At 72.9% G+C, this 18777-nt stretch carries 18 protein-coding genes; 9 read left to right on the forward strand and 9 right to left on the reverse strand.

The window, feature by feature from the left end:
- Positions 1 to 48: 48 nt before the first annotated feature.
- Positions 49 to 1353, reverse strand: coding sequence for a cutinase family protein (locus AW27_RS04980; protein ID WP_037916010.1), 1305 nt, complete (start codon positions 1351 to 1353; stop codon positions 49 to 51).
- Positions 1354 to 1464: 111 nt separating this feature from the next.
- Between AW27_RS04980 and AW27_RS04985 the strand changes: the two genes are divergently transcribed.
- Positions 1465 to 1905, forward strand: a complete 441-nt coding sequence (locus tag AW27_RS04985) for a hypothetical protein (protein WP_037916007.1) — start codon at positions 1465 to 1467, stop codon at positions 1903 to 1905.
- Positions 1906 to 2052: 147 nt separating this feature from the next.
- Here AW27_RS04985 and AW27_RS04990 read toward each other — a convergent pair whose 3' ends face one another.
- The 5 genes from AW27_RS04990 to AW27_RS05010 form a co-directional block, all read right to left on the reverse strand.
- Positions 2053 to 2832 carry an SDR family NAD(P)-dependent oxidoreductase gene (locus tag AW27_RS04990; protein WP_037916004.1) on the reverse strand — a complete coding sequence of 260 codons (780 nt, stop codon included), beginning with the start codon at positions 2830 to 2832 and terminating at the stop codon, positions 2053 to 2055.
- A complete protein-coding gene (locus AW27_RS04995) occupies positions 2829 to 4016 on the reverse strand; it encodes an MAB_1171c family putative transporter (protein ID WP_052030032.1) in 1188 nt (395 codons plus the stop codon). Before AW27_RS04995 ends, AW27_RS04990 begins: the two co-directional genes overlap by 4 nt.
- On the reverse strand, positions 4006 to 4506 hold the full coding sequence (locus tag AW27_RS05000) for an ImmA/IrrE family metallo-endopeptidase (protein WP_037916001.1): 501 nt from the start codon (positions 4504 to 4506) through the stop codon (positions 4006 to 4008). Before AW27_RS05000 ends, AW27_RS04995 begins: the two co-directional genes overlap by 11 nt.
- 325 nt (positions 4507 to 4831) lie before the next feature.
- Complete coding sequence (locus AW27_RS05005; RefSeq protein ID WP_037915998.1) at positions 4832 to 7255, reverse strand: Tex family protein; 2424 nt, start codon at positions 7253 to 7255, stop codon at positions 4832 to 4834.
- 84 nt (positions 7256 to 7339) lie between these two features.
- Positions 7340 to 8203, reverse strand: coding sequence for an SCO6745 family protein (locus tag AW27_RS05010; RefSeq protein WP_037915995.1), 864 nt, complete (start codon positions 8201 to 8203; stop codon positions 7340 to 7342).
- Positions 8204 to 8554: 351 nt separating this feature from the next.
- Between AW27_RS05010 and AW27_RS05015 the strand changes: the two genes are divergently transcribed.
- On the forward strand, positions 8555 to 10114 hold the full coding sequence (locus AW27_RS05015; protein ID WP_037915992.1) for a M1 family metallopeptidase: 1560 nt from the start codon (positions 8555 to 8557) through the stop codon (positions 10112 to 10114).
- Between the two features lie 58 nt (positions 10115 to 10172).
- On the opposite strand, the gene AW27_RS05020 is transcribed toward AW27_RS05015, so the two are convergent.
- Positions 10173 to 11069 carry an oxygenase MpaB family protein gene (locus tag AW27_RS05020; RefSeq protein WP_052030031.1) on the reverse strand — a complete coding sequence of 299 codons (897 nt, stop codon included), beginning with the start codon at positions 11067 to 11069 and terminating at the stop codon, positions 10173 to 10175.
- Positions 11070 to 11199: 130 nt separating this feature from the next.
- Between AW27_RS05020 and sph the strand changes: the two genes are divergently transcribed.
- Positions 11200 to 12189 (forward strand): sphingomyelin phosphodiesterase, encoded by a 990-nt coding sequence (sph, locus tag AW27_RS05025; protein ID WP_037917933.1) that lies wholly within the window; start codon positions 11200 to 11202, stop codon positions 12187 to 12189.
- A gap of 115 nt (positions 12190 to 12304) precedes the next feature.
- Here the strand turns inward: sph and AW27_RS05030 are convergent, their stop codons facing one another.
- Positions 12305 to 12838, reverse strand: a complete 534-nt coding sequence (locus AW27_RS05030) for a flavoprotein (protein ID WP_037915988.1) — start codon at positions 12836 to 12838, stop codon at positions 12305 to 12307.
- A gap of 113 nt (positions 12839 to 12951) precedes the next feature.
- Here AW27_RS05030 and AW27_RS05035 point away from each other — a divergent pair, with 113 nt between their 5' ends.
- From AW27_RS05035 to AW27_RS05045, 3 genes are all read left to right on the forward strand, one after another.
- A complete protein-coding gene (locus AW27_RS05035; RefSeq protein WP_037915985.1) occupies positions 12952 to 14127 on the forward strand; it encodes a helix-turn-helix domain-containing protein in 1176 nt (391 codons plus the stop codon).
- An 84-nt stretch (positions 14128 to 14211) separates the two neighbouring features.
- Complete coding sequence (locus AW27_RS05040) at positions 14212 to 14436, forward strand: hypothetical protein (RefSeq protein ID WP_037915984.1); 225 nt, start codon at positions 14212 to 14214, stop codon at positions 14434 to 14436.
- Positions 14433 to 14588, forward strand: a complete 156-nt coding sequence (locus AW27_RS05045) for a hypothetical protein (protein ID WP_157840147.1) — start codon at positions 14433 to 14435, stop codon at positions 14586 to 14588. Before AW27_RS05040 ends, AW27_RS05045 begins: the two co-directional genes overlap by 4 nt.
- A 142-nt stretch (positions 14589 to 14730) precedes the next feature.
- Here the strand turns inward: AW27_RS05045 and AW27_RS05050 are convergent, their stop codons facing one another.
- A complete protein-coding gene (locus tag AW27_RS05050) occupies positions 14731 to 16572 on the reverse strand; it encodes an AMP-dependent synthetase/ligase (RefSeq protein WP_037915981.1) in 1842 nt (613 codons plus the stop codon).
- Positions 16573 to 16657: 85 nt separating this feature from the next.
- On the opposite strand from AW27_RS05050, the gene AW27_RS05055 reads away from it, so the two are divergent.
- From AW27_RS05055 to AW27_RS05065, 3 genes are all read left to right on the forward strand, one after another.
- A complete protein-coding gene (locus tag AW27_RS05055; RefSeq protein ID WP_037915979.1) occupies positions 16658 to 17386 on the forward strand; it encodes a MerR family transcriptional regulator in 729 nt (242 codons plus the stop codon).
- Positions 17387 to 17576: 190 nt separating this feature from the next.
- Positions 17577 to 18029 (forward strand): SRPBCC family protein, encoded by a 453-nt coding sequence (locus AW27_RS05060; RefSeq protein WP_037915976.1) that lies wholly within the window; start codon positions 17577 to 17579, stop codon positions 18027 to 18029.
- 56 nt (positions 18030 to 18085) lie between these two features.
- A complete protein-coding gene (locus AW27_RS05065) occupies positions 18086 to 18757 on the forward strand; it encodes a maltokinase N-terminal cap-like domain-containing protein (protein ID WP_037915973.1) in 672 nt (223 codons plus the stop codon).
- Positions 18758 to 18777 lie beyond the last annotated feature (20 nt).

Genomic DNA, 18777 nt, shown 5'->3' on the forward strand with positions numbered 1-18777 from the left:
CGGAGCCGTCCGGTGCGGGGCGGGGGCGGCAAGGCCGCCGGCCGCCGTTCACCGGCCGGTGCGGACCGTGTCGCCCAGCCGGTAGAAGCAGCCCTGGTGGCCGGAGAGCGGGGTGGCGAGGGCGGCGAGCTTCTTGGCCTTGCCGACCGGCCCGTCCCCCGTCACCCGGAACGAGGCCTCGGCGACGACGTCCAGAGGCGTCACCCCCTCGCCGCCGCTGAGCCACTTCTGGTGCTTGAGGTCGACGCCGCCCTCCCGTGCGGTCCCCGCCAGCTGTGCCTGACCCAGGCGCTTGCGCCGAGGCCGGCCGGTGTCCTCGTAGGTGAGCACCGCTGTGAGGCGGTCGACCCGTTCGGTACCGCTGAGGTCCGTGCCCTCCGGGGTGATGTCGAGGGTCAGGTACATCATCAGCCCGGGCTCGGAGTAGCCCACCTCGCCGCTCCATGCGCATCCGGCGGTGCCCTCGTACCGGCCGGCGAACTGACCGCTGTTGATGTCGATGTGCGGCAAGGCGAAGGGCACGGTCCGGCGCCTGAGGTACCGGGCGGCCGCCTCGTACATCTCCTCGAAGGGGTAGAGGGCGTGTGCCGACTGCCGGCCCACCGCGCTGAGCAGGATGTCCTTGGCCTGGCTGGCCGCGAGGGCGCCCAGCTCCCGGCCGCCGCCGCAGAACAGGTCCCGACCGTCGCAGTACGACTCGGTGTTGTCCACGAGGTCCGCCGGGACCTGTTGTTCCGGCCCGCCGAAGACGCCCTGGGCGCCCTTCTGGCGACTGCCGGCCGCGATCTCCGAGTCCCGGAAGGTGGGATCCCCGAACAGGGCGACGTAGAGCACCCGTTGCCTGGCCGCGTCGGTCAACCGGAAGAGCGCTTCGCGCATGACGTGGGCTCCCTGCGAGTAGCCGCCGAGGATGAACCACTGCCGGGCGCGCCCCTTCGTCCCCGCTTCGAGCCCGTCGCAGTGCGCTGAGCGGTCGTTCAACAGTCGGGCCGCCGCCTCCGAGCCGGCGGCCCGACTGTCGTGGTAGGAGCCGGACGTGGCCTGGTTGCGGTACGCCTCCCAGTTGCCGGTGTGGCCGCCGCGCGCCGGGTACTCCACCGAGACGAACCCGATCTTCGCCTCGTGGCGGATCACCTCGTCGATCGCGTCGAAGAAGCGCCGGGTCTCGGGCTGCCCCGACACGTCCTGGGGTTGACTCGATCCACGGGCGAACACCACGATGTACTCCTCCGAGCAGTCCTGGGTGAGCGTGCCGTAGCGCCGGGAGGGGCCCTGTCCGACGGTTTCACGGGAACACCCCGTCAGCGCGAGCCCGATCAGGACCAGGAGAACCAGACACCTTCTGCGGATCACGACTCCACCACTCCCCCCGAGGTCCGTGGCCGTGCTCGTCCTCGTGCTCGTACTACCGAGCGTAGCGAGGGCGTTGACGGAGAGACAGACCTGGCGCACACCGTGCGCGGCATGGCCGCCGAGGAGATCTCCGCGCTGGAGGAGCTGGCCGCGAAGACCGCGCGGGGCCAGCGGAGCTGGGCGGTGTGGTGGCGCTTCGTCGAAACATGGGCGGGGCTGACCGTGGCGGTCCTCTCGGCGCTGGCCGGAGTCAGCGTCCTGGCCTCGCAGCAGCACCAGGGCCCGGCGGCCGTGCTCGCCCTCGCCTCCTCCGCGCTGGGAGCCGTACTGGGCTTCAGCCGCCCCGCCGACCAGGCCCGCAAGGCCGAGACGCTGGCCCTGCTCTGCGAGGGCTTCGCGCGCAGGGCCCGGCAGGCACGCACGCTGACCCTGCCCGACCTCGACGCCGAGGACTCCCGACGGCTGCTGTCCGCCCTGACCGAGCGCTGGGAGACCATCCGCTGGGACGACCTCCAGGACCAGCTCGACCGGCACGGCCCGCAGGGGCCGTGAGCCGGCTCCGGTCACCCGCCCGGGCTCCCGGCCGGCGCGCCCTCGCAGGAGCCCGCCGCGGGTTCGGTGCACCCATGCCGTCGGGCAGCTCGTGGCGTGCGCCGGAACCGGACCACAGGGTCTGGCAGGCCCGGTCCAGGCCGCCCGTCATGCGTCCGGACCGGCCGGGGGCCTGCGCCTGCGGGCCATCCTCCGGGCGACGAAGGCGCGCGGGAGGTGCCGGGCGGCAAGGGCGTAGGCCTGGTAGCGGCGGCCGGTGATGCTGACCGGGCGGCGCAGGGCGAGGTCCTTGAGCGCCTGCCCGACGACGGCCTCCGGTTCCAGCCAGACCGCGTCGCGCAGCGCGCTGACGTCCATTCCGGCGCGCTCCTGGAACTCGGTGCGGGTGAAGCCGGGGACGACGGCCAGCACACGGACGTTGTGGGGTTCCATGTCCACCCGGAGGGACTCGCTGAACGCGGTGACCCAGGCCTTGGCGGCCCCGTAGGTGCCGGTGGGCAGCAGTCCGGCCACCGAGGAGACGTTGACGACGGCCCCGCGGCGGCGCTCGCGCAGACCGGGCAGCGCGGCGTGGGTGAGCCGGAGCGGGACCCTGACGAGGAGGTCGAGCATGCGCTCCTCGTCCTCGACCGGGCTGTACGGGAAGGGGGCGGGAAGCCCGAAGCCGGCGTTGTTGACCAGGATGTCCACGGGCCGGGTGTGGTCGGCGAGCCGCTCGGCGACCGCTGCAAGGCCCGTCTCGTCCAGCAGGTCGGCGGGCAGCACCTCGGAGGCGGTGCCGTACTCGCGGGCCAGCGCGCCGGCGACACCGTCGAGCCGGTCCTTGTCGCGGGCGACGAGGATCAGGTCGCAGCCCTTGGCGGCGAATCCCCGGGCGAAGGCGGCACCCAGTCCGGCGCTGGCTCCGGTGATCAGTACGGTGGTCACGGTGCGTTCACTTCCTCGGTGGTGGCCGGCGAGGTGTAGGCCTCGGCGACGTCGACGAGGAACCGGGCCTCGTCCGCCAGGTCCCCGCCTTCGTTCGAACTCTGGATGGCCGCGGGCAGTTCCAGCCCGGCCGCCTCGCCCGTCTGCCCGGGCAGCCCGGCGAGCCTGGCCCGCCGTGCGTCCTTCAGTACCCGGGCCAGCGCGGCCGCGGTACGCCGCTGCTCGGGGATCCCGTGGTCGGCGACATGGCCGCGGGCCTGCTCCAGGGCGCCCGGCCGGACATGCTCGCCCAGGATCAGGATGGCGTCGCGCGTCTCGATGACCTTGCGGTAGACCAGCAGGTTGCGCGGTACCGGCGGCCAGAGCAGCTCCACCACCCGGCCCGAGCGCGGCTTGTTGAGGGCGACGTGCGGGACCGCCTCGACCAGGTCGCGCCACAGCGGCCACAGCCGCCAGGCGGTGGCGGTGTCGGCGACGGTGCGGCGGAGGGTGAACACGGTGGGCACGAGGATCGCGGCGGCGCGCAGCAGGCCGTGCAGGTTCATCAGCAGCGGGAGGGCGGGCATCGCCCAGGTTCCGGCGGACAGGGCCTTGAGCAGGTAGGCCAGCCAGAACAGCCCGGCGAGCGCGGTGCCGAGGCCGAAGAGGCGCAGGCCGGCGGCCAGCCCCCGGCTTTCGGTGCGCCGGCTGTAGCGCCAGCACACGGACACGCAGACGGTGTTGGCGACCAGGTGGGCGGAGATCAGGACGAGCCAGTACGCGAGGGAGGGCACCGGGTCGCCGACCGGGGGCATGGTGTGCGTGCCGTGGCCGGGTGCGGCGGCGTCCAGCGCCACCAGCAAGGCCAGCCAGGCCGCGGTGGCGGCGCAGGAGGCCAGCCGGAGGCGGCGACCGCGCGTGGCGGCGGCGACGAAGTAGAGGACGGCGCCCGCCGACAGCACCCCGATGAGGTTGCGGACGAGGCCGATGGTGTGGGCGTAGGAGGCGCCGCGGGTCATCGCGTAGGAGACGACCTCCGGCAGGTTCAGGGTCATCGCCGCGGCGGCGGTGGCGACGGCCAGCCACAGGCCGCGCTGCTGGGGCGAGCGCAGGGCGCCGGGGGCGCGCAGCAGGACGGCGAGCCACAGACAGACCACGCCCGGGACGGCGAGGCTGTTGCCGAAGGCGGTCAGATCAGCCGCCATCGGTGCCCCGCTCGTACCCCATGGCGGACTCCAGTCGGGCCAGGGCGCCCCGGCCCTGGCCCGCTGTGCGGGGGCCGGCGTTGGCGGTCCGGATGCGGATCATGCTCGCGAGCATCTCCGCCTCCTGCTCCTGGCGGGTGGTGTAGTTGGTGCGGCCGAGCACCACGGGGGCGCTGCCGTCGCTCTCCTCGCCCTCCAGCGAGTGGTGTCCGAAGAGGATGTGGCCGAGCTCGTGGAGGACGATGTGCTCCCGGTGCAGCGGGGTGGTCTGCGCCTCGTAGAAGACGTAGTCGACGCTGGCCGTGCCCACCCAGAGGCCGCAGACACCGGATTCCGCCGCCTCCTTGGGCAGGGGGTGGAGCCGGATGGGGCGGCCGCGCTGCTCCGCGATCCGGCGGCACAGGACGTCCAGGGAGAACGGGTGGGTCAGATCCAGATGGCCGAGAATGTTCTCGCACCTTTTGCGAATGCTGAGTTGCCGGTGGGGCATGTGATCCCTCTTCGGAGCCTGTCCGGGGCAGCGTCGGTAGGCGTGTGTGGGCATGGGCATGACGTCCTGTGCCTTCAAGGCGGCCTCGGGGAATGCAGTCCTGAGGGGGAGGAAACACGGAAGCCCGTCCGCCGGACGACGAACGGGCGTTCCACCATGCCTACAGATCTTGTACGGGAGTTGGCAAGGAAATCCCCCAGGTGGGGAACCTATTCGGCCATCGCGTACGAAGGTCCTCACGCGCCGGGTGGCCGGGCAGCCGCCCCGGGGGGCGGACACCACCACGGGCGTACGGGGCCTCCCCCGCACGCCCTCGACGCTCCTGTCAGCGCTTGCGGCGCTCCTCGGGTCCGGTGAGGCCGGCCCGTCGCAGCGCGTCGGCCATCGCGCTGTTGGCGGGCGCGGGGGCTCCGCCACCCTGGCGCCGGCCCTGGCCGCCGCCCTGGCCCCGCTCGCCCTGGCTCCTGCCTCCGCCCTGGCCGCCCGCTCCGCCGCGCTGCTGCGGGGGACGGCCGCCGCCGCGCCGCTCGTCGCGCTGGCGCGGGGCACCCGCGCCGCGCTCGGCACCGGCCTCGTCCTCCAGCCGGAGGGTCAGCGAGATCCGCTTGCGCGGGATGTCCACGTCCAGGACCTTGACGCGGACGATGTCGCCCGGCTTGACGACGTCCCGGGGGTCCTTGACGAAGTTCTTCGACAGCGCCGAGACGTGCGCCAGACCGTCCTGGTGGACACCGATGTCGATGAAGGCGCCGAAGGCGGCCACGTTGGTGACCACGCCCTCCAGGATCATCCCGGGGGCGAGGTCGCCGATCTTCTCGACGCCCTCCTTGAAGGTCGCCGTCCTGAAGGCCGGGCGCGGGTCGCGGCCCGGCTTCTCCAGCTCCCGCAGGATGTCGGTGACCGTGGGCAGACCGAAGGCCTCGGTGACGAACTGCTCGGGCCGCAGGGAGCGCAGGACCCCGGTGTTGCCGATCAGCGCGGCCACCTCGCCGCCCGATGTCTTCCCCATCGCCCGGACCACGGGATAGGCCTCGGGGTGCACGGCGGAGGCGTCCAGCGGGTCGTCCCCGCCGCGGATCCGCAGGAAGCCCGCGCACTGCTCGTACGCCTTGGGACCCAGCCGGGCCACGTCCTTGAGCCCCTTGCGGTTGCGGAAGGGGCCGTTGGCGTCGCGGTGGGCGACGATGTTCTCGGCGAGGGTCCCGCTGATGCCGGAGACCCGCGACAGCAGCGGCGCGGAGGCGGTGTTGACGTCCACGCCGACGCCGTTCACACAGTCCTCGACCACCGCGTCGAGGGATCGCGAGAGCTTCACCTCGGACAGGTCGTGCTGGTACTGGCCGACGCCGATGGACTTCGGGTCGATCTTGACCAGCTCGGCGAGCGGGTCCTGGAGGCGGCGGGCGATGGAGACCGCGCCGCGCAGCGACACGTCCATGCCGGGCAGTTCCTGCGAGGCGAAGGCGGAGGCCGAGTAGACGGAGGCGCCCGCCTCCGAGACCATCACCTTGGTGAGACCCAGCTCCGGGTGGCGGGAGATCAGGTCCCCGGCCAGCTTGTCCGTCTCACGTGAGGCGGTGCCGTTGCCGATGGCGACCAGCTCGACCGCGTGCTCCTGCGCGAGGCGGGCCAGCTTGGCGAGGGACTCGTCCCACCGGTTGGCGGGCACGTGCGGGTGGATCACGTCGGTGGCCACGACCTTGCCGGTGGCGTCGACGACGGCGACCTTCACACCGGTGCGGAAGCCCGGGTCGAGGCCGAGGGTGGCCCGGGTGCCGGCGGGCGCCGCGAGCAGCAAGTCGCGCAGGTTCGACGCGAAGACCCGTACCGCCTCGTCCTCCGCCGCCTGGCGCAGCCGCATCCGCAGGTCGATGCCGAGGTGCACCTGGACCTTGGTGCGCCAGCACCAGCGGACGGTGTCGGCGAGCCACTTGTCGCCGGGTCGACCGCGGTCGGCGACGCCGAAGCGGCGCGCGATCATGCCCTCGTACGTGGAGGGGCCGGGGGTGTCGGCGTCCTCGGGGGCCTCGGGCTCCAGAGTGAGGTCGAGGACGTCCTCCTTCTCCCCGCGCAGCATGGCCAGGACCCGGTGCGAGGGCAGCGCGGTGAACGGCTCCGCGAAGTCGAAGTAGTCGGCGAACTTGGCGCCGGCCTCCTCCTTGCCCTCGCGGACCTTCGCGGCCAGCCGGCCGCGGCCCCACATGCGCTCGCGGAGCTCGCCGATCAGGTCGGCGTCCTCGGCGAACCGCTCGGTGAGGATGGCCCGGGCGCCCTCCAGGGCGGCCGCCGGGTCGGCGACGCCCCGGTCGGCGTCGACGAACGCGGACGCGGCGGCGGCCGGGTCCACCGACGGATCGGCCAGCAGGCCGTCGGCGAGCGGCTCCAGGCCGGCCTCGCGGGCGATCTGCGCCTTGGTGCGGCGCTTGGGCTTGAACGGGAGGTAGATGTCCTCCAAGCGCGCCTTGGTGTCGGCCGCGTTGATCCGGGCCTCCAGTTCGGCGTCGAGCTTGCCCTGCTCCCGTACGGAGTCCAGGATCGCCGCGCGCCGGTCCTCCAGCTCGCGCAGATACCTCAGGCGCTCCTCAAGGGTGCGCAGCTGGGCGTCGTCGAGCATCTCGGTCGCTTCCTTGCGGTAGCGCGCGATGAACGGCACGGTGGAGCCGCCGTCGAGCAGCTCGACGGCGGCCTTGACCTGCCGCTCCCGTACGCCGAGCTCCTCGGCGATCCTGCCTTCGATGGACATCGTCACGATCGGGTCCCGCCTGCCTTCGTTTGCACTGGAAGGCTGCCAATTGTGGCAGGTGGTCGTGACGGACGGCGGGAGCCCTGCCCGTCAGGCCCTGCCCATCAGGTCCCTCGGGAAGGCCCCGGCGGTCACGGCCTTGACGACGAGGGCGCCGCCGAGCTCGGTGAGCCGGGCCAGGCCCTCCGCGCCGAGGTGCGTGTAGGGGGCGGCGTCGAGCCGGTCGGTGTCGCTCTCCAGCCGCTCGCGCAGGGCCGTACCCTCCTCGGTCAGCTCGCCGTCGGCGTCGAGGACGCCGCGCTCGCGCAGCCGGCCGGCCGCGGCGTCGAGGTCGTCCTGCGTCCAGCCGCGCATGCCCTTGAGCCACTTCGGGGTCATGCCCTTGCCGGTGGCGGTGTGGCTGACCAGGGCCTCGACCGGGTCCAGGCCGGCGAGGAGCAGGGCGGCGAGGTGGCCGTCGCCGCGATGTTCGCGCAGCAGGGTGGTGGCGTGCCACAGCCTCAGGTGCGGTTCCTCGGGGACGTCGAGGTCGGCGTGGGCCGCGTACAGGGTGCGGGCGTGCCGGGTGCAGCCCTCGGTGGCGCGCATCGCCAGGTCGGCGGCCTCGGCCACCTCGGGGGACTTTACGGTGTCGGCGCCGAGCAGCCGGGTGAGGGCGGCGTCGGCGGCGCGCAGCCGGGCGGCGAGGGCCTGCTCGGGGGTGACGGTGTCCCAGACAGCGGGCAGGTGCCGGGCGACGAGGTCGTGCCGGTAGTTGTAGAAGGCGGCGGTGACCGCACCGGCCCCGACGGCCCCCATCGCGGCGGAGCGGTGCGCCAGGTTGACGGCGACGGGGTCGGATATCCCGAGGGCGGCGAACTCCTCGGCGATCTCGGGCGAGAAGTAGACGGTGGCGTGCAGCGGGTTGACGGCGGCGTGCCAGCAGCGTCGCGCGGCGAGCGGGTGAAGGGTCATGCGCGGCACGGTACCGACTGTTCGGTACGTCGGGTAGGGCGGCCCCGCCCCCGATCCCGGCCGGCCTCCGGGCGGAGGTTCGATCCGGACGATCGCCCGGGCAGGGCCCGGCCGTTCGGCGGGAGCGCCGGGCCGGCGGGGCGGGCGGGCGAGGCGCAGGCCGGGGCCGGTGCGGGCGGCTCGGCGGCACCGCGGCGGGCGGATCGGCACCGCTGCGCACGCGGTCGCGTGACGGCCGAATGGCGATCGTGTGACAGCGGGCGCCATGGACACGGCCTGAGCCGCCAGGGGTGAATACGGTCGAGCGACGACCTCGAACCGAGCTGTCTCCCCAACCACTTGGAGTCATTCGTGCACCGCAAAGTCATCGCCCCGAGCGTGCTCGCCGCTTCCCTCCTGCTGGTGGTCCCGGCGTCGGCGGCGAGCTACGGTCCGGGCGCCCCGGGTATCGGCGACCCCTACTACCCGGCCAGCGGCAACGGCGGATACGACGTGTCGCACTACGACCTGCGCCTGAAATACCAGCCGGCGACGGACCTGCTGGAAGGCACCGCGACCCTGATCGCCACCACCACGCAGGACCTGTCCCGCTTCAACCTCGACTTCGGCCTCCGGGTCAGCGAGATCCGGGTCAACGGTGCCAGGGCGAAGTTCGCCGCGTCCGGTGCGCACGAGGTGGAGGTGACCCCGGCGAAGCCGCTGGCGCGCGACACCCCGCTGACCGTCGTCGTCACATACGCCGGCAAGCCCTCCGAGCTGAAGATCGACGGCTGGACCGCCTGGCACCGCACCCCGGACGGCGGCGTGGCCGCGCAGGAGCCCGACTCGGCGGTCTGGTGGTTCCCGAGCAACGACCACCCGCTGGACAAGGCGACCTTCGACGTCTCCGTCAGCGTGCCCGACGGCACCCAGGCCATCAGCAACGGCGTGCTCCAGTCGCAGAGTTCGCGGCTCGGCTGGACGCGGTACAACTGGCGCTCCAACAAGCCGCAGGCGACCTACCTGGCCACCCTCGCCGTCGGCAAGTTCGACATCACCACGGACAGGACCGCGAGCGGGCTGCCGATCGTCAACGCGTACAGCAAGGACCTCGGTGACAACGCGGGGGCGGCGCGCGCGAGCGTGGAGCGGACCGGCGAGGTCACCGAGTGGCTGGAGGGGGTCTTCGGGCCGTACCCCTTCAACGCGCTGGGCGGCTACGTGCCGAACGTGAACGCCGGCTTCGCCCTGGAGACCCAGACGCGCCCGTTCTACGGTCCGCGCCTGTTCAACAACGGCTCGAACGTCTCGGTGGTGGTGCACGAGCTGGCCCACCAGTGGTACGGCGACAGCGTGTCCGTGAAGGGCTGGAAGGACATCTGGATCAACGAGGGGTTCGCCCGCTACAGCCAGTGGCTGTGGTCGGAGAAGGAGGGCGAGGGCACCGCCCAGGAGCTCGCCGACTGGGCCTACTCCCTGCGCCCGGCGGAGGATGCCTTCTGGCAGGTCAAGCCTGGCGACCCCGGCCCGGAGAACCAGTTCCACGGGGCCGTCTACGACCGCGGCGCGATCGCCCTGCAGGCGCTGCGCAACGAGATCGGCGACGAGGCGTTCTTCCGGATCCTCAAGGGCTGGCCGACCGAGCGGGCCCACGGCAACGCCGGGGTGGGTGACTTCGTACGGTACGCGGAGAAGGTCTCTCGCACGCCACTGGCCCAGCTGTTCGAGACCTGGCTCTACACCCCGGGCAGGCCCGACGCGTCGGCGCTGCACCCGGCGTCCGCCGGGCCGTCGGCCCGTTCGGCCCGGCCGGCCCCGCCGCAGTCCGCACCGGCGGGGGCAGCCGCCGAACCGAAGTCCTGGAAGAAGATCGCGGAGACGAACACGATCCACGACACCGAGCACGCCTCCGGGCCCGGCCACCGGCACTGACGCCGCGCCGCGCCGCGCACGCGGCTCCCGCTGCACGCGGGGGCCGCGCGCCCGGTCGTCAGCGGCGGCCCGCGTGCCAGGCGGCGCGCGCCCGGTAGGCGATCGGCAGGTAGCGCAGCCGCTCCGGCAGCAGCGGGACGAGGATCCGTACGGCGGTGCTGAACCGGCGGAGCCTGCGCTCCTGGGCCGGGCTCCACTCCAGCCCGATCGCGGCCCGGGCCTCGGGCGGCATGTACCCGGCGGTGACGAAGGCCCGCAGGTGCAGGAAGGCCGCGCGCAGCACGGGCCAGGTCAGCCGCACCAGCAGCCGTACGGGGAGCGGGCCGCCCTCGGGCCGGGGCAGCGGCACGTCGGTGGCGACGAGCTCGCGGGCGACCGCGGTCGGCTCGATCTCCTCGGCCAGCATCCTGGCCCAGTACCTCCAGTACTCCTCGACGGTCTGCGGCATGTCCCGGTCGTGCAGGCCGAGGATCCGGCCGACCTGCAGCCATTCGCGGTAGAGCTGGTGTTCCTGGGCGGGGGTGAAGCGGCGCAGCAGGTAGCGGCCGGCGTAGAGGTAGACCGGGAAGCCGGTGGCGTGGACCCAGGCGTAGCAGGCCGGGTCGAGGGAGTGGTAGCGCCGGCCGCGGGTGTCGGTGCCCTGGATGTCCTTGTGCAGGCGGCGTACCCTGCGGCCCTCCTCGGCGGCCCCCTCGCCTCCGTACACCCACAGCTGGACCGAGCGCAGGGAGCGCTCGCCGCGGCCCCAGGGGTCGGTGCGGAAGACGGAGTACTCGTCGACGCCGGCCGCGATGGCCGGGTGGGCGACCTGCAGGGTGAAGGCGGCGGGCAGCATCAGCAAGGCGCGGATGTCGCCGGCGATGGTCCACAGCACCCCGCCGGGCGGTGGCGGTTCGGGGTCGGCGCGGCGCGTAGCCGCAGGTCCGCTGGGGTGTGCCGAGTCGATCTCCGTCATAGGACAAGTATGCGAGCACCGGACGGCCGTCTCACGGTCAGAAAGTCTCTGCACGGGTGTTACCCAGAGGTAACTGCTGCTGCTTGTATGACGGCGTCGATCTTCCCCCGCAGGAATGACGGAGACCTTCATGCTGCTTTCCACGACCCGCTCGCGCCGCGCCGCCGCCACGGCCGTCGCCGCGGTCGCCGCAGGCGCACTGGCCGCCACCACCGCGCCCGCCGCCACGGCCGCGGAGCACACCGCCGCCCCCCGGCTCAGCGTCCTGTCGTACAACGTGTTCCTGATGAGCAAGAACCTCTACCCGAACTGGGGCCAGGACCACCGGGCCGCGGAGATCCCCAAGACCGCCTTCTACCAGGGCCACGACGTGGTCGTACTCCAGGAGGCCTTCGACAACAGCTCCTCGGACGCGCTGAAGGCGAACTCCGCCGCGCAGTACCCGTACCAGACCCCGGTCGTCGGCCGCAGCAGGAGCGGCTGGGACGCCACGGGCGGCGCCTACTCCTCCACCACCCCGGAGGACGGCGGCGTCACGGTCCTCAGCAAGTGGCCGATCGTCCGCAAGGAACAGTTCGTCTTCAAGGACGCCTGCGGCGCCGACTGGTGGTCCAACAAGGGCTTCGCCTACGTCGTGCTCGACGTGGGCGGCACGAAGGTGCACGTGGTCGGCACGCACGCGCAGTCCACCGATCCGGGCTGCGGCGCGGGCGAGGCCGCGCAGATGCGCGCCCGGCAGTTCCGGGCCATCGACACCTTCCTGGACGGCAAGAACATCCCGGCGAACGAGCAGGTCATCCTGGCCGGCGACCTCAACGTCGACTCGCGCACCCCGGAGTACGCGAGCATGCTCGCCAACGCCGACCTGGCCGACTCCGACTCGCGCACGGGCCACCCGTACTCCTTCGACACCGCCCTGAACTCGATAGCGAAGTACCGCTACCCGACGGACCCGCGCGAGGACCTGGACTACGTCCTCTACCGCAAGGGCAACGCCCGCCCGGCGGGCTGGGAGAACAACGTGGTCAAGGAGGAGTCGGCGCCCTGGACCGTATCCAGCTGGGGCACCTCGTACACCTACACCAACCTCTCCGACCACTACCCGCTGATCGGACGCTGACGCCCCGTCCCGGCCGCTGGGCGGCGCGCGCCGCCCAGGACCTCTCCGCCTGACCGCAACAGCCCGCCTCCCGCCCTCGGGCGGGAGGCGGGCTGTCACGCGTGCGCGCCGGGACCTACCGGCCGAGGCTGTCGACGGCGTCAAGGGCGAGCCCCCACGGATAGGGGACCTTCTCACCGGGCTGGTTGGGCACGAACCCGCCCTCGCCGTACAGCACCACCACGCCCATCTCCCTCAGCTCTCCCAACGACCTTTCTAGCGCCCGGTGCTGGGCGTAGGCTGCGTTCACGCACGGCATGACCGCCATCGGAATCCCCTTGCCGATACCCTCGGCAACCACCCCCACGACGAACCGGTCCGTGAGCCCGAGCGCCCACGCGTTCACGGTGTTGAAGGTCGCCGGCGCGACGAGGATCGCGTCCGCCTTAGGCCACGCGTCAGGGTCTCCGGGCCTCTTGTAGCGGCTACGGACCGGGTGACCGGTAAGCGCGGCCAGTCCGGGCAGGCTGTCCTCCAGCCAGTCGGCGGCGGTGGGTGTCAGGCCGAGGCACACATCCCAGCCGCGGCCTTGAGCATCCTCAACCACGCTGGCGATGTCGAACACAGGCGGCGCGGCCGAGCAGAGCAGGTAGAGAGTCCTCGTCGTCATGGCGCCCGAGCCTATGCAATCGCCCCCGATCCGGCAGGAGTCGGGACGAGGGGACGCTCGGGGGCGGGGGCACCGGTACCGTCCATGCTGACGAGTCGTGGACGGAGACCAGCATGACCGCACCAGACGATGACCACGCCGGATCTCGTATCCAGGAGCAGCGGCGCCTCGCGCGTCTGACACAGCGCGAACTCGCAGACAGGATCCCCTACAGCCTCAGCCTCCTGAACCAGGTGGAATGCGGCGCGCGTGCAGCGACCCCCGGGTTCGTGGCCGCAGTGGCGCACGCGCTCAAGGTGGACACATCGCTGCTGGCAGGGCCCCCTGCCATGACATCACTGCCCCCGGACCGGCTGGTTGCTCTGGTCTCACCGATCCGAGAGGCACTGGACCGGTACGACCTCGGCCCGCTCCCCGTGCTGCCCACCGTCCGCACGGTGCCGGAACTGGCCACCGCGGCGGACGCCCTGTGCCGGCAGGTACGAGCCACCCATCTGCGGGCCGCAGCCAAGGCCCTACCCGGCCTGATCCTGGAACTGACCCACACGGCGTGGAAGGCGCCGTCGACGCCAGCATGGCGAGCCCTCGCCTCGGCATACCGGACCGCACACGACGTGGCGCTGAAGCTCGACCACCCCGACCTCGCGCGCGTCGCCCTGGACCGCATGGGATGGGCCGCCGGTCGGGCGTCGGACCCGTGTCTGGAGGCCGTGCAACGGTACAAACGGGCGACGCTGTGGCGGTGCGCCAACTCCATCCCTCTGATCTCGTCCGGGCAGGCGCTCCTCGCCGGGGCGACGAGCCGCGAGGCCGTGGCGGTCATCGGCCAGCTCCACCTGGGCGCGGCCACCGTGGCCGCGAAGGGCGGGGACCGGACCGCCGTCGAAACGCACCTGGCCGCGGCCCGGGAGCTCGCCGACCGTGTCGGCGGCGAGGCCCGCGAGGTCCACTGGCTGTCCTTTGGGCAGGTGAACGTCCGACTGCACGAGATCGGCGCGTCGATCGTGCTGGCCGACTTCGATGAGGCTCTCAGCCGTGCCCGCAGGTTGAAGCTGCCCGCCTCGACGCTGACATCGCGGCGGGCCCGGTACCTCGTGGACCGAGCGCTGGTGGAGATGGAGGCGGGCTCCGCGAAGGCGTCGCTGCGATACCTGGCGCAGGCCCGCAAGGTGGCACCGGAGCAGACTCGGCATCTGCCGGGTACGCGGAGCACGATCCGCGGGCTGCTTCACATGTCTCGGCGAGCGCCCGACGGCCTTGGGGGGATGGCCCGCTGGATCGGGCTCTAGCACTCACAGATCTGTGAGCATTCATGACCTTACGAAGCGTCAGGCTGGTCTCACCACCCACTGACGACATAGGGAGCACCCGCCATGGCCGCCCCGCAGGACGCACACACAGAGATTCCGCACCCGCTCCTCAGGAAGCCGGTCCGCGACATCGCGTCCGGCATCGAGGGAACGCTCATGGCGGTGCTGATGGAGAACACCGCCGCGGCCGACCTGCCGGAACGCTGGGCGGAGATCGCCTACATCCGGCCGGCCGGCGGCGGCCGCGAACTGTCCACGGCCGTCGCGAACATCGAGGCGGCCCGGTGACGACGGACGAGATCACCTACCAGCGGGCCGCCAAGCAGCCGCCGCGGCCGTGCCCGTGCGGCGCGCGGCCGCTGCCGCTCGGCGGGCCCGAGGGCGGCGCCGTGGTCCATGCGAAGGGCTGCCCGCGCGGCGGCCGCCACGGCATCACCTGACCCCGGTCGTCCGCAGCACTCGCCGGACCCTGCATTCCGCCGCCGCAGGAGAGGCGCCCGGCGCCACCCTCACCGCGATCGGGCGGGCCGGGACCGCCCCGGCCGGCGGGCGCGCACGCCGGCCGCCGGCCGGGCGCCCGGGTCACGCCGGGTCGTACGGCTCCTCGTACAGGCCCTCGATCAGGTCCGCGTACCGGTCACGGACCACCCGACGGCGGAGTTTGAGCGACGGGGTGAGCTCACCCGTCTCGGGGCCCCACTCCTGCGTCAGCAGCCGGTAGCGTTTGATCTGCTCGGTCCGGTTGAGCCGCGCGTTGGCCGCCGCGACCGCGCGGGCGATCTCCTCCCGGACCGCGGGATGTCCGGCGAGCGCGCCCGGCGAGGTGTCCTCGATGCCCCGGGCGGCCGCCCAGACGGGGGCCAGTTCGGCGTCCAGGACGAGCAGGGCGACCAAGTAGGAGCGGCCGTCGCCGTGCACCAGCGCCTGCCCGATCAGGGGGTGCTCCTTGACCGTGTTCTCCACCAGCGCGGGCGAGACGTTCTTCCCGTTGGACGTGATGATCAGTTCCTTCTTGCGGTCGGTGATCCACAGGTAGCCGTCCCCGTCGATCCGGCCGACGTCCCCCGTGGGGAACCAGCCCTCCGGGTCGGAGGCGCTCTGCACCGAGCCGTCCGGCCGCAGGTAGCCGCCGAAGACGGTCGCACCGCGGGTGAGGATCTCCCCGTCCTCCGCGATCCTCAGCTCCAGCCCCTCGATCGGGCGGCCCACCGAGCCCAGCCGGAAGCCTTCGGCGCTGTTGAGCGTGCACACCCCGGCCGTCTCGGTGAGCCCCCAGGCATCCATGATCGTGATGCCCCAGCCGGCCCAGAAGCGGACGACGTCGATGGGCATCGGCGCGGTGGCGCTGGCCGTCCAGGTGAGCCGGTCCATGCCCGCCAGACGCAGCAGCGGGTCCAGCGTCCGCTCCTTGGCCGCTGCATACGAGGCTTCCAGCGCGGCGGGCACCTCCTCGCCGCGCTCGTGGTGGGCGGCCCGGGTGCGGGCGAGGTCGTTCGCGGCCTCGATGGCGCCGCGCCGGTCCTCGGGGAGCTGCGCGAGGACCGCGCGGACCGAGGCGGCGAGCTTCTCCCACACCCGGGGCACTCCGAAGAACTGCACCGGGCGCAGTTCTCGTACGGCCGCCGAGACAGCCGTGGGGTCGGCGCACAGCATGACGTGGGCGGCCCTCAGCAGCGGCAGGTAGATGCCGAGCACCCGCTCGGCGATGTGCGCGAAGGGCAGGTAGCAGATGTGCTCGGCATGCTCGGGCAGGTCCACGTGCCGGTCGAGGCGGACCGCCTGGAGCATCAGGTTGCGGTGGGTCAGGCGCACGCCCTTGGGGTCGCCGGTGGTGCCCGAGGTGTAGACGACGGTCAGCGGGTCCTCGGGGCCGGTCTGCTGCCAGGCCTTCTCGAAGTCCTCGGCGCGGTGGAACCGGGCGCCGCTCTCGTACAGGGAGGCGTACGTGCCGTGGCCGCGGGCCTCGGCCGCCTCGGCCACGACGATGCGCTCCAGGGGGACGTCGGCGTCGGCCAGCAGCGGCTCCCACCGGCCGAGTTCGCGGGCGCCCTCCACGACGGCGAGCCGGGCCCTGCTGTGGCGGGCGATGTGGGCGGTCTGTTCGGGCGCGGAGGTCCCGTAGACGGTGACGGGTACGGCGCCGAGGTGGACCAGGGCGAGGTCGCTGAGCCAGTGCTCGGGGCGGTTGCCCATCATCAGCAGGACGTGCTCGCCGCGCCCGACGCCGAGGGCGGCATATCCGGCGGCGAGGACGGCGACCTCGTGGCGGACCTCGCTCCAGGTGAGCGTGGTCCACCCGGCCGCGTCGGGTCCGGCCCGCCAGGAGAGGGCGGGGAGGTCTCCGTACGCGGCGGCGTTGCGGGCCATCAGGGCGGGGAAGGTGATCTCTTCGGGTCGTCCGGGCAGTCGCAGGTTCGTGGTCATGGGCAGCTCCTGGCCGTTTCACATCATTGGTGCGACAGCAATACTGTTGAACCCAAGCTGTGGAGCAGAGAGCGAGGCGCAGACGATGGCCGACCAGGCACCCGAGCCGATGCTCACCGTCGACGAGCTGGCGGCCAGGGCGGGCGTCACCGTGCGCACGGTACGGTTCTACAGCACCCGCGGGCTTTTGCCCCCTCCCGTGATCGGTCCGCGTCGGGTGGGGCACTACGGGCCGGAGCACCTGTCGCGGCTGGCTCTGATCGAGGAGCTCCAGCACCAGGGCATGACCCTGTCGGCGATCGAACGCTACCTGGACGCGCTGCCCGACGACCTGAGCGCGCACGATCTCGCGATCCACCGGGCGATGGTGGCCAGTTGGGCCCCGGACGCGGCCCGGGAGGTCTCCCGGGAGGAGCTGGAGAAGCGGGCGGGACGGAGCCTGTCGGACACGGACGTGCGGCGGCTGACGGCCATGAACGTGCTCGCCGCCTCGGGCGGGGGCTTCCGGGTGGACGTGGGCCTGCTGCGGCTGGGGGTCGCCCTGCTCGACGTGCCGATCGCGCACGAGACGATCCTGGCGGCGCGCACGGTGCTGGTGGAGCACACCCGGTCGGCAGCGCACGAGCTGACGGCTCTCTTCCGGGACGAGGTGTGGGGGCCGTTCACGGAGGGCGAGAGCGATCCGGAGCGGGTGGAGTCGATGAAGGCCCTGTCGGCGCACATGCAGCCGATGGTGGTCCAGGCCCTGGTGACGGCCTTCCAGCGGTCGCTGCGGGAGGAGCTGCGCGCGGCGTTCGCCTCCGAACACGGTTGACGGGTCCCGGGCGGGTCCGGGACGGACCCGGGGACGGACCGGGGGACGGACCGGGGACGGTCCCGGGCGGCCGCAGTCCGTGACAGCCGTTCGGGTCTGCCGGACTGCGGGGGCGCGGGTACGGCGTGAGGGTGGGGGTGGGCGGGGCGGCGCGACGGCCCGGCCACCGTCCGGAAGGAGCGTGACAGCCGTGGCCCGCAACCGCCGTCTCATCCTGAGCCCGCCCTCCGAGGTCTGGCGCCTGCTGGCCGACGGGCACCGCTACGGGGAGTGGGTGACGGGCACCCGGAAGGTCCTCGCCGCGGACCCGCACTGGCCCGGCGTGGGCGCCCGGCTGCGGGTCCGGGTCGGCGCCGGCCCGCTGACCCTCGACGACACCTGCGTCGTCCGCGTCTGCGAACCGCAGCGGCGCCTGGAGCTGGAGGCCCGGGCCGAACCCTTCGGCGCGGCCCGCGTCGCCATGAACCTGGCCCCCTGGGGCCGGAACACGCTCTTCACCCTCGACTGGCATCCGCTGCGGGGTCCCGGCACCCGCATGCACGGGCTGCCGGTGGACTACCTGGTCGCCGTGCGCAACGGCATGATGCTGACGAAGCTGGCCAGGATCGCCGTCCGGGAACACGGCACGGCCGCGCCCCGTTGACCCCGGCCGGGTCCTCGCCCGCCAACACCCGTTGACGCCCGGGTAGTTTACGGATCATGGCAGTCATTCACCGCACCACCATGTCACCGGGCAAGCTCGAACTGATCGCCGCCTGGTTGCCGTCGAAGCCCTGGTACCGGGGCGGGGACGCACCGCTGCTCGCCAAGGCCGGCGGCTTCCGGCTCGACGACCCCGCGGGCGAGGTGGGCATCGAGTTCATGGTGGTCACCGACACCTCGGGGGGCGTCCCCGTCACCTATCAGGTACCGATGACCTACCGCGGGACGCCGCTGGAACACGGCGAGGACGCCCTGATCGGCACCTCCGAGCACGGGGTCCTGGGCCTGCGCTGGATCTACGACGGAGCACACGACCCGGTCCTGGTCGCACAGCTGCTCGCGCTGCTGGCGGGCCGGGCGGCCGCCCAGGACCAGAACGCGAGCGACGCACCGGACCCGGCGGCCCGGGTGCTCGCCGAAGCTGCCGGAGTGCCGGAGGGGCTGGCCGGGCCGAAGGACGCGACGGACACCTCCGACGCGACCGTCGTCGGCGTCGCACCGGCCGGACGGGACGAGCCGGTGCGGGCCCTGTCCGTGTCCCGGGTGCTGGCGGCCGGGCCCGCCGTGACCGGCGGATCCGTCCTGGCCCAGCTGCTGAACCGGTGGACGGACGCCGACGCGGGCGAACTGCACGGGGTCTTCGCCGTCCTGCACGCCGCGAAGGCCTGACCGGCAGACACCTTGACCGC

Source organism: Streptomyces sp. PCS3-D2, assembly GCF_000612545.2.
Lineage (GTDB): Bacteria > Actinomycetota > Actinomycetes > Streptomycetales > Streptomycetaceae > Streptomyces.

Coding starts and splice junctions, on each gene's coding strand:
- AW27_RS05030 (WP_037915988.1), bottom strand. CDS start 12,838: ATGACGACGAGGACTCTCTACCTGCTCTGCTCGGCCGCGCCGCCTGTG.
- AW27_RS05065 (WP_037915973.1), top strand. CDS start 18,086: ATGGCAGTCATTCACCGCACCACCATGTCACCGGGCAAGCTCGAACTG.
- AW27_RS05055 (WP_037915979.1), top strand. CDS start 16,658: ATGGCCGACCAGGCACCCGAGCCGATGCTCACCGTCGACGAGCTGGCG.
- sph (WP_037917933.1), top strand. CDS start 11,200: ATGCTGCTTTCCACGACCCGCTCGCGCCGCGCCGCCGCCACGGCCGTC.
- AW27_RS05010 (WP_037915995.1), bottom strand. CDS start 8,203: ATGACCCTTCACCCGCTCGCCGCGCGACGCTGCTGGCACGCCGCCGTC.
- AW27_RS05050 (WP_037915981.1), bottom strand. CDS start 16,572: ATGACCACGAACCTGCGACTGCCCGGACGACCCGAAGAGATCACCTTC.
- AW27_RS04995 (WP_052030032.1), bottom strand. CDS start 4,016: ATGGCGGCTGATCTGACCGCCTTCGGCAACAGCCTCGCCGTCCCGGGC.
- AW27_RS05035 (WP_037915985.1), top strand. CDS start 12,952: ATGACCGCACCAGACGATGACCACGCCGGATCTCGTATCCAGGAGCAG.
- AW27_RS04985 (WP_037916007.1), top strand. CDS start 1,465: ATGGCCGCCGAGGAGATCTCCGCGCTGGAGGAGCTGGCCGCGAAGACC.
- AW27_RS05020 (WP_052030031.1), bottom strand. CDS start 11,069: ATGACGGAGATCGACTCGGCACACCCCAGCGGACCTGCGGCTACGCGC.
- AW27_RS05000 (WP_037916001.1), bottom strand. CDS start 4,506: ATGCCCCACCGGCAACTCAGCATTCGCAAAAGGTGCGAGAACATTCTC.
- AW27_RS05040 (WP_037915984.1), top strand. CDS start 14,212: ATGGCCGCCCCGCAGGACGCACACACAGAGATTCCGCACCCGCTCCTC.